Consider the following 12,610-nt stretch of genomic DNA (forward strand, 5'->3'; position numbering starts at 1 on the left):
GTTTGACCCGGTGTTAAAAACTCACACGCTTACCGCTGGTTGGATGAGTCTGATTTATATCAAAAGAAATTGGTGTGCTTGTATGAATATTTATCATGAGACTATGCGATAAACGTGCGGCATAACACCCACAAACACGATATTTTATTCACACTCAAGAATAGGAAGGGAAATAACAGCGTGGAACTGCATACTGTGGTCGGCTTAATAGGCGTATTTGGCTACCTGCTGGCCTATGCGCTGGTGCAGATGCGTAAATTACTCATTGAATCAAATATTTATGCTGCACTCAACATCGTAGGCGGAGCGTGCGGACTCTATTCACTCAGTCATGATTTTAATTTAGCGGCGTTTATTTCACAGTCCATGTGGCTAATTTTCACGCTGATTGGCATGCATGCTTCCAGAAAGCGGCGTTTGAATCTGAGAAATAAGATTCCGCCGGCCGCGTGAAATTAAATTAACCGCTTATGTTATTGTCATCGGTTTTTCTTATTTTATCATCACAGATAATAATATTTTAATATGGCTGCTTATGGTTTATCCTGCCGGATATCAGGCCGGGCAACCTGAAATACGCTTATTGGCTGGATAGAGGTCACATAATTAAACCCCGCTTTAAGGCAGAGCGCTGGATTGCAGCCACTGGGTCACCCGGCGAATAACCGGCCGGGTAAACCGGTCCTGCGGCGTCAGTAAAAAACATTTGCCATTGGCCGCCAGCTTGCCCGCATGAGCCGCCACCAGCTCGCCGCGATTAAGCTGTTCCTGTACCAGCCCCTCCCACCCCAGCAAGATACCGTCGCCCTTCACCGCCGCCTGCACCAGGAACGGATAGTTATTGGCGCGCCAGGTACGGGGCGGAAAAAAGGTGGTTATTCCCTGGGACGCAAACCAGTCCCGCCAGCCGGTCCATTCACGCTGCGGATCGTCTTGCACCAGCAGGGTATGATTGAGCAGATCCGCGGCGTCGGTCAGCATACCGATCCGCGCCAGGCAGGATGGCGAACACATCGGATAGCAAATCTCGTCAAACAGCGCGATGCCCTGGTACCCCGGCGGCAGCTCGCGCAGGTAAAAAATCGCCAGATCGAATTCGGACGGCTTGAGATCGGCAAAGCTGTCGGACGTCTTGATGCGGATCTGCAGTTCAGGCATTTCATGGCGCAGCGTTGACAGCCGCGAACTCAGCCATAACGATCCCATGGCGGCGGTGCAGGCGATGGTCACCTGAGGCAAACCGCTCCATCCCATCACTTCCGCCGTCGACTGGGCAATATCCGCCAGGTGCCTGCGCACCTGGGTGGCATACACTTCGCCGCGCGGCGTAAGCTGCACCTGCCGCTGCGACCGCAGGAACAGTTTGCATCCCAGCATTTGCTCGAGTTGAATAATCTGCCGGCTGATGGCGCTTTGCGTCAGGCTCAACTCTTCCGCCGCGCGGGAAAAATTGCAATAGCGCGCCACGCATTCAAACGCCACCAAGGTATTGAGCGGCGGCAAGGGTTCAATTTGCATCGGAGAGAGGCCTCAAAAATAGAACGGAGTACAATGCCATGATGATGAGATTACCACCAGATACATCTGTTTTATAATCCTGGAAAAGTCAGGTAAAATCCTTATCCCCTCATCAGCTTACCATTCGTTGCATACCGTTGCCTTTACGTATTTAGCGCCGGTGCGGATATCGCCAGCAAGAAATTATGGCAACGTTAAGCTTAATAGGCCGCTGGCATACCAGGATATGCCAGCGCTGCCAGACGCGGGCCGATAGTAGGGAGGCGTAAGTATCTTTATGCCGCTACACATTATCCGGCAGACGTTTCAACAACCGCCCCCGCCGTTCTTGTACCTGTCCGTCCTCGTAACCCACCGCGCCGTTGACCACCACCAGATCGATCCCGGGCGCTTGCCGGCATGGGTCGCCGTAGGTGGCGACGTCCTGGATCCGCTCCATGTCCACCAGGGTTAAATCGGCAAACGCGCCCTCACGCACCACGCCGCGGTCTTGCAGGCGAAAGCGCGCTGCCGGCAGGCCGGTCATCTTGCGCACCGCCTCGGCCATATCTAACAGTCGCAGGTCGCGGCAGTAGTAGGCCAGCACCCTGGGAAAGGTGCCCCAAAGCCGCGGATGGGGATTCGGATCGTTAGGCAAGCCGTCGGAACCGATCATCGACAGCGGATGCGCCAGGATGTTGCGCACGTCGTCTTCACTCATCATATTGTAGATCGCCCCGGCCGGGCGCAGGCGCTCGGTGGCTTGCCATTGATCGATGCCCCATTGAGCGGCAATCTCCTTAAGCCGCTGCCTGGCCATCTCAGGGTGCGGCTCCGACCAGGTGATATAGATTTCCATCTGTCCGTCGACGCGCCAGGCGTCAAGCGTGGTGGAACTGGCCGCATACGGATAACAATCGCAGTTGCACGGCTGGCCGGCGGCGGCTTTTTCCAGCGCGGCCAGGGCCAGCGGCGCGCGGCCCCAGTTGCCCGCGCCGGCGCACTTGAGGTGTGATATCACCAGGTCCGCTCCGGCATTACGGGCGGTGCTGAACGACTCTTGCAGCGAGTCCAGCAAACCGTCATGTTCGTTACGCATATGCGTGGTGTACAGTGCGCCGTAAGCGCCAACAATGTCCACCAGGCGCTGCATTTCCGCCACCGGCGCCTGTTTGGCGTTAGTGTAGGCCAACCCGGAACTGAGGCCGATGGCGCCGTCGTCGAGGGCGCCTTCGAGCGCCGCGCACATGTGCTCCAGCTCGCGCTCCGTCGCCGGACGATCGAATTGCACCATGACGTTGGCCCGCAACGCGGTATGGCCGATCAATGCCGCCACGTTGACGCTCGGGCACGCGTGCTCAACCGCCCGCGCATAATCCTTGAAGGCAGGATAGACAAAGGCGTTCCGCGCGCCCAGCAGGTTCATGGGATCCGGCGGCGCGCCCTGCAATATAACCGGCGAGGCGCTGATGCCGCAATTGCCGACGATCACTGTGGTCACGCCCTGGGAAATTTTGGCGAGCATGTCTGGGTGATGGATAACATGGGTGTCGTCGTGGGTGTGTACGTCAATAAAACCCGGCATCAGGCAACGTCCGGCGCCGTCGATGACCCGCCGCGCATCCCGGCCGGCAAGATCGCCAATAGCGACGATCCGGTCTCCGCGGGTACCAACGTCGGCGGCATAAGGATCGGCGCCGGTGCCGTCGACCACGGCGACTTCGCGAAACAGTAAATCAAACGCCATATCAGCTCCTCCCGCCCGCGGCGAAATCCCAGCCTTTGCCGGGGACCGCGTCCATCAATTGTTGCGTGTAAGCCTGCTGCGGGCGGACCAACACCTCGGCCGCCGGTCCGTACTCGACAACCTGGCCGTGCCGCATCACCAGCACGTCATCGCAAAGCTGCGCCGCCACCCGCAGATCGTGAGTGATAAATAAAATGGCGACCCCCATGCTCAGCTGAATGTCACCGAGCAGTTGCAGTACCTGCGCCTGGACCGAGACGTCGAGCGCCGACACCGCCTCGTCAGCGACGATCACGTCCGGCTCCATCGCCAGGGCGCGGGCGATGGCGATACGTTGTCGCTGCCCGCCGGAAAACTGGTGCGGGTAACGGTAAATAGCATCGGCGGGCAGGCCAACCAGTTCCAGCAGCTCCTGGCCGCGGGCCCAGGCCTGGGCGAACGGCACGCCGTGGTTCATGGGACCTTCCACCAGGCTCTTACCAATGTTCATGCGCGGATTAAGCGAACGATTGGGGTCCTGGAAAATCATCTGAATACGTTTGCGGTGCGGTTTGAGCCCGGCCGCCGAGAGTTCGGAAATATCCTTGCCGGTGACGCGCACCGCGCCCTGGGTAGGCGCCAGCAGGCGCATCACGCATCGCGCCATCGTCGACTTGCCGGAACCGCTTTCTCCGACGATGCCCAAGGTCCGTCCACGCCTGAGGCTGAAGGACACGTCGTGCAGCGCGCGCGTGCCTTCGCGCTGCTGGCGGAACCAGCGCAGCGCGCCGCCGGCGGCCGGGTAGGTTTTGCCCAGTTCAATGACGTCGAGCACCATCTGCGCCCTTAACGCCTGGGGACGCGCGGGCCTCGGCGTCAGGCCCGGCACCGCTGCCAGCAAAGCTTTGGTATAGTCCTCGCGCGGTTGCGACAGCACCTGCCGCACGGTGCCGGATTCAACGAGATGTCCCTGGCGCATTACGCAGACGCGGTCGGCAATGTCCACCACCACCCCCATATCGTGGGTGATAAACAGCACAGCGGTACCGTGCTTTTGCTGCAGCTCGCGGATCAGTTTGAGGATCTGTTGTTGGGTCGTCACATCCAGCGCGGTAGTCGGCTCATCGGCGATCAGCAGACGCGGCTCGAGCACCAGCGCCATCGCGATCATGATGCGCTGACGCTGGCCGCCGCTGAGTTGATGCGGATAGGCGTCATGGATGCGCTCGATGTCCGGCAGATGCACCTGCGCCAGGGCGTCAATAACCTGCGCGCGGCGTTGCAACACGCTCAGATCGGTATGAGTCCGCAACACTTCGTCGATCTGCCGTCCCACCGTTAGCACCGGGTTCAGGGCAGTCATGGGCTCCTGGAAAATCATCGCCATGCGGCTGCCGCGCAACGCCTTGAGCCGACCGTTACCGACCCGCAACACATCCTCGCCGTCCAGCAAAATTCGCCCGCTTACCACATTGAGCGCGTCCTTGGGCAGCAGGCCGAGGGTGGCCAGCGATGTTACCGACTTGCCCGAGCCACTTTCACCCACCAGGCATACCGTCTCCCCGGCACGGATCGCGAACGAAATGTCACGCAGGATCGGCGCGCCATGCGCGGTATTCACACACAAGCGCTCCACGCGCAGGGTGTCGCTCTGCCGTTCGTTCATGGGGCGCCCCTTTTTTTCATGCGTGGGTCGAGGGCATCGCTTACCGCGTCGCCCAACAGGTTGATCGACAAAATACACAGCGACAAGGCCAGGCCGGCCCACAGCACCAGCGACGGCTTAAGCTGGAAGTACACGCGGCCTTCGGCAATGATATTGCCCCAGGTCGGCGTTTCAGTGCCGATGCCGGCGCCGAGAAACGACAGGATCGATTCGGTCAGGATCGCCGACGCGCAGATATAGGTGCCCTGCACGATCAGCGGCGCCAAAGTGTTGGGCATCAGGTGGCGGGTAAGAATCTTGAAGGTTGGGGTGCCCATCAGCACCGCGGCCTCCACGTACGGCTCCTCGCGGGTCGACAACACCCGCGAGCGCACCAGACGCACCACCTGCGGTATCTCCGGCACCATGATCGCGATCATCACGGTCCAGATGCCGGCGCTGCTTAACGAAACAATAGCAATGGCCAGCAGAATGCCGGGGATCGCCATCAGGCCGTCCATCACCCGCATCAGCAGCGCATCCAGGCGGCGGAAATACCCAGCCAGCAACCCCAGCGGCAAACCGATCAGCACGCTCAGCACGGTCACCCCCAAGCCCACCACCAGCGAGATGCGCGCCCCATAGACAATACGCGAAAACAGATCGCGGCCATAAGCGTCGGTGCCAAGCCAGAATTCGGCGCTGGCAGGCTTCAGGCGCAACGCCGGAGACAGGGCCACCGGATCATGATTGGCAATCCAGGGCGCGAAGACCGCCATGGCCGCGATCAGCGTCAGGCAGACCAACGCAACGACCGACGTCAGCGGCATGCGCGGCAGTCTTATCAGCCGACGCCGTGGCGCCGGCAAGTCCAGAGAAACAGGTTTACCCATGGCCGGGCCCTCAGTAACGAATGCGCGGGTCGCTTATCGCGTACGACAGATCGATCAGCAGGTTTATGACGACATACACCCCACTGGTCAGCAGGATCATGCCCTGGATCACCGGGTAGTCCCGGGCCAGCACGGCGTCCACGATCAAGCGCCCCAGGCCCGGGATGTTAAACACGCTTTCGGTCACCACCACCCCGGAAATCATCAGCGCGAAACCGGTGCCGATCACTGTCAGGATCGGGATCATGGCGTTGCGCAGCGCATGCCGGAACAGCACATGTCTCTCGGCCAGGCCCTTGGCCCGGGCGGTGCGGATGTAATCCTCACCCAATACTTCAAGCATGCTGGCCCGCGTCATCCTGGCCACCAGGGCCACATACACCGACGACAAGGTCAGGGCCGGCAATACAATGCGCTGGGCAAATGGCCAGACCCCATCGGTGATGCTGCGAAAGCCCTGTACCGGCAGCCACTTCAGCTCAAGGGCGAACACCGTTATCAGCACGTAGCCGATAACGAACACCGGCACCGAGAAACCCAATACCGAGGTCGACATCACCAGGTTGTCGATCCAGCCGCCGTGCTTCCAGGCTGCCAGCACGCCCAGCGGCACCGAGATGAGGATGGTGAAGGCAATGGCCACCAGCGCCAGGCTCAAGGTCGGCTCCAAGCGCTGGCCAATCATGCCCAGCACCGGCGTGTGGGCCATCAGGGAGGTGCTGAAATCCCCCTGCAGCAATTGCCAGATCCACACAAAAAACTGCTGGTACAGCGGCTGGTTCAGTCCCAGGCTTTCACGAATGGCCGCCAATTGCTGCGGGGTCGCCATGTCGCCGGCAATAATCGCCGCGGGATCGCCCGGCGACAGCCGCAGCAGCAGGAAGACGAACAGCGCCACCACCAGCATCACCGGAATGGCCGCCAGCACGCGTCGTAAAAAGTAACCCAGCATCGACACCTCCCAAGATGATAATCACCCAGCAATCAGTCGCTTTTCTCGACGTTCCAGAACACCGTGGACGGGCCGGTCATCAGGTGACTGATATGGCTGTTCCAGGCGGCCACGTCGTAGTACTGGCCCAGCGGGATGTAGCTGACCTGGTCCATGGCGCGTTTTTGGATCTCGACGGCGATGACCTTCTGCCGGGCCGGATCGGTAGCGGTGGCGAAATCCACCCGCAGTTCGTTCATCTTGGGATCGGTCGGCCAGCCAAACCAGGCGCCCTTTTGGCCGCCGCCGTCGAGCATCGGGTTGACCACCGGGTTCCAGATGGTTTCCGCGTTCCAATAGGTGAAGAACAGGTTCCACCCGCCCTGCTCCGGCGGGTTCTGGTTGGCCCGGCGCGACACCAGGGTCTGCCAGTCCATGGGCTGCAGATCGACGTTAAATCCCGCCTTGCGCAACGCCTGGGCCGCCACTACCGGCTGGGGGGCCTGGCTCGGGACGTCGGTCGGCTGCATGATCACCACCGGCGTACCGTCATAACCCGCCTTCTTCAGCAGCGCTTTAGCTGCCTCCAGGTTGCCGCCGCTGGTCAGCGACTCGCCGCCAGCCTGGCTGTCCAGCACCGTGCCGCAACCGAATACCGACGCGCACTGCCTGAAGTAATCCGGATTGCCGACCAGCGCGTCGAGCACATCTTTCTGGTTCATCGCCAGCATCGCCGCGCGGCGAATGTCCGGGTTGTTGAACGGCGGGTACAGGAAGTTCATCCGTCCGCCGGTCATCAATCCCAGCTTGCTCAACACCCCGGACTTGAGGTGATCATCAGCCTGGATCATCGGCAGCAGGTCAATGGGCACCTGTTCGATAAAATCGATATCGCCAGAGGAGAGCGCGTTGATCGCGGTCATGCGGTCCGGCATATTGATCCATTCCACACGGTCAACCTTGACCACCTTGCCGCCGGCGGTGCCGCTGGCCGGTTCCTTGCGCGGCACGTATTCCCTGAATTTTTCGTAGACCACCCGATTGCCGGGGTCGAATTCGCCGGCGACGAATTTATAAGGGCCGGAACCGGTGTAGTCGGTGATCATTTTACCGTCGGGCGTATCGGCCACCCGTTCCGGCATCATGAACGCCGCGACCGACGACGGCTTGGCCAGCAGTTGCAAAACGTAACCGAAGGGTTTGGCCAGCGTCAGGGTGATGGTTTTGTCGTTGGTGGCGGTGATGCCGGCGGTGTATTTCATCATCAGCTGGCCGCCGACGTCGTAGCGCGCCCAGCGCTTGAGGGACGCGACGCAGTCGGCGGCGGTTACCGGTTTGCCGTCGTGCCAAAGCAGGCCGTCGCGCAGGGTAAAGTTATAGGTCATGCCGTCGGGGGAGACGGTCCACTCGGCCATTTGCGGCTTGGGCACGAAGTTCTCGTCCATGCCAATCAGGGTATCGTAGATCATATAGCCGTGGTTGCGGGTGATTTGCGCGGTGGTGGCGATGGGGTCGAGCACGCGCAACGACGACGACATCACCGCATGCAGGGTTTTTTCCGCGCCCATGGCGAACGGCGCGTGCATGGCGGCGACCAGGCCGATAGGCAACAACAGACGGGTAACCAGGGAACGGGACGGACGTACTTTCATTCTCAATACTCCTCAAAAATGGCAACGTTCGGTGTCGGCGCTCTTGCCCTACGGCGCGACGTAATAAAACCAGGCCGGGCGCTTTGGCGCGCCTGGCGACGCCATTCCCGGCGCTCAGACGCTCCCCGCCAGCGCATGGTCGATATATAGCCGACGCAAGCGCTGGGTTAACGGCCCCGGCGTGCCGTCGCCGATGGGCTGGCCGTTCAGGGTCACCACCGGATAAATAAACGATGTGGAGGAGGTCACGAAGGCTTCAGCGGCATTCTTTACCTCCTCCAGGGTGAAGGCGCGCTCATCGAGTTGCAGGCCGTGTTCTTGCACCAGGGCGAGCAGCGCGCCGCGCGTGATGCCGGGTAACAGCGCGCGGGAAAGCTCGCGCGTCACCACCGCGCCGTCGCGGGTGATGATAAACGCATTATTGGAGGTACCCTCGGTGACCCAGCCGTCTTTCACCAGCCAGGCGTCGTCGGCGCCCCGGGCTTTTGCCTGCTCCTTGGTCATGCAGGCGTAAAGAAGCTGCGTGGTTTTGATATCGCTGCGCCCCCAGCGCATATCCGGCAGACCGATGATATTCATGCCGCGTTTTGCCAGCGGGCTATCGAGCACCGCCTTGTCCTGGGTGAAGAGCGCCACCGTCAACGGCGTGTCCGCGGGCGGGTACAAAAAGTCGCGGTCTGCGGCGCCACGGCTGACCTGCATATACACCAGGCCTTCGCACAGCGCGTTGCGCGCGATAAGCTGCCGGTGGACCGCCAGCAGCGCATCGTCGTCAAGCGGCAGGACCAGGGCCAGCTCCGCCAGCGAGCGGCGCAGGCGGGCCAGGTGCGGCTCGGCATCCACCAGCTTGCCGCCCAGTACGGCGGTCACCTCGTAAATACCGTCGGCGAACATAAAGCCGCGATCGAAGATGGAAATCTTCGCATCATTCTCCGCAATAAACTGCCCGTTGAGATAAACGGTACGCATGGACTGTTGTCTCCTGTTCAGGGGCGCCGGACGCCGGTTTGGCGGGTAATAATGCCGTAATGCTCGATACGCCGGTGGCGGGCGAAATCGAAGATGGTGGTCTTGCCGAAATTGCACAAATCCATATCGCAGCGGTGGACGATAAGCTCATCGTCCTGCCCTTTAGCCCTGGCGACCACAAAACCATTGGGATCAACGATTACGCTGCCGCCCATCAGCGGGAAGCCGTCCTCGACCCCGGCCTTGGCCACGCCGACCACCCAGGTGGCGTTTTGATAAGCGCCGGCCTGCATGCACAGTTCGGAATGGAACAGCCGCTGCTGTTCGCCTTCACCGCGTTTTTGCGAGTTGATTGACGGCGTGTTATAGCCCAGCGTGACCAGTTCCACACCCTGCAATCCCATAACACGGTAGGTTTCCGGCCAGCGACGGTCGTTGCAAATGCACATGCCTATCACGGTATCCTGGTTTTCCCAGGTGGGGAAACCCAGGTCGCCGGGTTCGAAGTAGCGCTTCTCCAGGTGCTGGAAGTCACGGCCGGTATCGAACTCGACGTGTCCGGGCAGATGCACCTTGCGATATTTGCCGATGATGTTGCCCTGGCGGTCGGTTAAGACGGAGGTGTTGTAATGATGCCCTTCAGGGGTCAGCTCGGCGTAGCCGAAAGTGATGGCAATGCCGTGCTCGCGCGAAAAATCGAATAGCGGACGGGTCGCCTCATTGGGCATCTCCCGTTCGAACCAGGTATCCACCTCGCGCTGATCTTCCATATACCAGCGGGGAAAAAACGTGGTCAGGGCCAGCTCCGGGAACACCACCAGTTCGCATCCCTGCTGCCGGGCCTGTTCCAACAGCGCCAGCATGCGCCGGACCACAGTTTCCCTAGAGTCGCTTTTTTGGATAGCCCCCAACTGGGCGCCGCCGATGACAATTTCGCGCATGCCGTTTTTCTCCCACAAGGCCGGCCCGATGCCGGCAAACCTTTTTCATTGCTTAGAGTCATTGTGGGAACTTCAGGTAAGGATGTCGTATGCCAATATGTCGGCCTTGGTTAACCTGAGGTTAATCCATATTGAACAGGTTAAAACCGCTGCCGACGAGCGTGTTGCGCAACTGCTCGACAAACACCTGGGCAAACTGCGCCAAAGGCTCGCGCCGCAGGTGCACCAGGCTGATGGTCAGGCGTTCTTCGCTGAGGATGGGCAATACCGCCATCCGCCCGGCGCCTGAGGCGCGGAAGGAAATTTCATCGACCACGGAAAAACCGCTGCCGTTTTTGACCAGCGCGCACGCGTGGTGGGGCGAGTCGACATCGATGCTGGGCCGGTATGGCAGGCCCACGTGCTCGAAGGCCATTTTCATAAAGCTGTTGAACGGCGTATCGGCGGTATAGCCGATGAACGCCGCATCCGCCAGCGCCTGGGGCAACTCGTCGGCCGGAATCCGGGTCAGCGGATGATCCAGCGGGCACACCACCATAACCCGGATATAGCTCAGCGGCACCGCGCGCAGGTTGGGATGATCGATGGGGAATAGGGAAATACCCAGATCCGCCTGCCGGTCAAGCAGCCGGTCGCGCAGCAGGACATGCCGCAGGCATTCCAAGCTGATGCGAATATCCTCGTTGCACTGCCGGAAAGCAGCAATGGCGTCCGGCACCAGTTGATGCCCCAGACTGGGGCTGCTGGCGACGCGCAGCACGCCGTGACGCTGCTGGACCAGATTGTGCAACGTGGTATTGACCCGCAGGATATCGCGATACACCGATTCAACGTCGTTGAACAGGCTGCGCGCCTCCGGCGAGGGATACAGCCGTCCCTTGACGCGCTCGAACAGCTGGAAGCCGATGCGTGCCTCGGTGTGCGAGAGCATGCGACTGACTGCCGGCTGGGAAACAAACAGCAGTTGCGCGGCGCCATTGATGGAGCCGGTGATCATGACGGCGCGAAAGACTTCGATCTGACGCAAGTTGAGCGGCTGCATTCAACGTACCTCTGTGGAATTTTAGCGTTCGCGCCGAGGACAACGCATAACATCAGGTTATAGGAAGATAGCAATTAGTATGCCAATACGCCCAAGAGCCTGAAAATTGCGCTGACAGCGAAGGGATTAGCCGGTAAAAAATACCCTTTGCCCATTGTCACAGGAGCCTTAACCGTGGCTGTTCCACAAACCATACTGCCCATCTCGCTGTTGATCATCCTGGGGTATGTCCAGGCGCGCCGTGGCGTTCTCGAGTCCCACGCCATCAAGGCACTGGGCGGCCTGGCCTTCAAATTGTTCATGCCGATGGTGTTGTTTACCGGCATGGTCAACGCACCGCTGCACGACGGCCTGAACACCACAATCCTGGCGGCGTATTTCGTTCCGGCGCTGATGATTTTCACCCTTGTCAACCTGCTCGCACATCGCCGCCTCGGCCACCCAACGCCCTTTGGACTGACCGCCTCCTTTTCCAATAATGCCCTGATCGGCGTGGCGATGGTCTCGGGCCTGTTCGGCAACGACGGGCTGGTGCTGCTGTTCACCGTACTCGCCGTGCACAGCCTGCTGCTGTTCAGCTTCCAAAGCCTGTATGACAGTTTTGCCGGCAGCGAGCCGTTCAAACCCGGCCCGCTGGTGAGCAGCCTCGCCAATCCGATGATTGTCGGCCTGCTGCTGGGCACGGCGGTCAATCTGTCTAATGTGACGCTGCCGGTCTGGACCACGCAATTAACGACCTGGCTGGCCCAGGCGGCGTTACCCTGCGCGCTGATCACGCTGGGCGCCAACTTGGCGGGCTTTCGCCTGCGCCCCGGCGGGCCTGCCCTCGGCATTACCGCCGCCAAGCTTGTCGCCATGCCGCTGCTGGTTTTGCTGACGTGCATGCTGCTGGATATCGGCGGTATGCCACGTGGGGTGCTGGTACTGATGGCCGCCAATCCCTCCGGCGTCAATGTGCTGGGGTTTTCACGCTCGCTGGAAGACACCCAGGTAACCAGCTCGGCCATTTGTCTTTCAACACTGTTATCGGCCGTCACCTTGCCGCTGTGGATGTGGGTTGATAGCCTACTGTAATCCGCCGGGCGAATGCGGGATAACCTGTTCATGGAGCGCCCGGAACTGAACGTGGCGCAGAGGTGCGACGTGATTTTGATCGGCTCGAACTTAATATAAATAAAAACGCGTCTCATGACCGGATTGAGATGTGATTTATTTCACATACCCGACTATCAATTTTATTTATAACTTTATCTAACATTAACTTTTGTATTCTTTAATACCATCATTTATCGGCATCAAGGACATTCCCGGTAA

The 12,610-nt window shown here is 60.1% G+C and carries 11 protein-coding genes; 2 read left to right on the forward strand and 9 right to left on the reverse strand.

Annotation, left to right across the window (positions count from 1 at the left end; translation table 11 throughout):
• The first annotated feature begins 180 nt into the window (after positions 1-180).
• Positions 181-453 carry a CBU_0592 family membrane protein gene (locus GRH90_RS04710; RefSeq protein ID WP_162364748.1) on the forward strand — a complete coding sequence of 91 codons (273 nt, stop codon included), beginning with the start codon at positions 181-183 and terminating at the stop codon, positions 451-453.
• Between the two features lie 165 nt (positions 454-618).
• Here GRH90_RS04710 and GRH90_RS04715 read toward each other — a convergent pair whose 3' ends face one another.
• The 9 genes from GRH90_RS04715 to GRH90_RS04755 form a co-directional block, all read right to left on the reverse strand.
• Positions 619-1,518 carry a LysR substrate-binding domain-containing protein gene (locus GRH90_RS04715; protein WP_162364749.1) on the reverse strand — a complete coding sequence of 300 codons (900 nt, stop codon included), beginning with the start codon at positions 1,516-1,518 and terminating at the stop codon, positions 619-621.
• Positions 1,519-1,801: 283 nt separating this feature from the next.
• A complete protein-coding gene (locus GRH90_RS04720; protein WP_162364750.1) occupies positions 1,802-3,244 on the reverse strand; it encodes an N-acyl-D-amino-acid deacylase family protein in 1,443 nt (480 codons plus the stop codon).
• Between the two features lies 1 nt (position 3,245).
• Positions 3,246-4,889 carry an ABC transporter ATP-binding protein gene (locus tag GRH90_RS04725; RefSeq protein WP_162364751.1) on the reverse strand — a complete coding sequence of 548 codons (1,644 nt, stop codon included), beginning with the start codon at positions 4,887-4,889 and terminating at the stop codon, positions 3,246-3,248.
• Complete coding sequence (locus GRH90_RS04730; RefSeq protein ID WP_162364752.1) at positions 4,886-5,761, reverse strand: ABC transporter permease; 876 nt, start codon at positions 5,759-5,761, stop codon at positions 4,886-4,888. Before GRH90_RS04730 ends, GRH90_RS04725 begins: the two co-directional genes overlap by 4 nt.
• 10 nt (positions 5,762-5,771) lie before the next feature.
• Positions 5,772-6,713, reverse strand: a complete 942-nt coding sequence (locus GRH90_RS04735) for an ABC transporter permease (RefSeq protein WP_162364753.1) — start codon at positions 6,711-6,713, stop codon at positions 5,772-5,774.
• A 32-nt stretch (positions 6,714-6,745) separates the two neighbouring features.
• Positions 6,746-8,344 carry an ABC transporter substrate-binding protein gene (locus GRH90_RS04740; RefSeq protein WP_162364754.1) on the reverse strand — a complete coding sequence of 533 codons (1,599 nt, stop codon included), beginning with the start codon at positions 8,342-8,344 and terminating at the stop codon, positions 6,746-6,748.
• A gap of 114 nt (positions 8,345-8,458) precedes the next feature.
• Positions 8,459-9,313, reverse strand: coding sequence for a D-amino-acid transaminase (locus GRH90_RS04745; protein ID WP_162364755.1), 855 nt, complete (start codon positions 9,311-9,313; stop codon positions 8,459-8,461).
• Positions 9,314-9,330: 17 nt separating this feature from the next.
• The gene (locus GRH90_RS04750) at positions 9,331-10,254 is read right to left on the reverse strand and encodes an N-carbamoyl-D-amino-acid hydrolase (RefSeq protein ID WP_162364756.1); all 924 of its coding nucleotides are present in this window, start codon (positions 10,252-10,254) and stop codon (positions 9,331-9,333) included.
• A gap of 121 nt (positions 10,255-10,375) precedes the next feature.
• On the reverse strand, positions 10,376-11,296 hold the full coding sequence (locus GRH90_RS04755; protein ID WP_162364757.1) for a LysR family transcriptional regulator: 921 nt from the start codon (positions 11,294-11,296) through the stop codon (positions 10,376-10,378).
• 174 nt (positions 11,297-11,470) lie between these two features.
• On the opposite strand from GRH90_RS04755, the gene GRH90_RS04760 reads away from it, so the two are divergent.
• A complete protein-coding gene (locus tag GRH90_RS04760; protein ID WP_162364758.1) occupies positions 11,471-12,370 on the forward strand; it encodes an AEC family transporter in 900 nt (299 codons plus the stop codon).
• The last annotated feature ends 240 nt before the right edge of the window (positions 12,371-12,610 follow it).

Source organism: Acerihabitans arboris (assembly GCF_010131535.1).
In the GTDB taxonomy this organism is placed as follows: Bacteria; Pseudomonadota; Gammaproteobacteria; order Enterobacterales; family Enterobacteriaceae; genus Acerihabitans; species Acerihabitans arboris.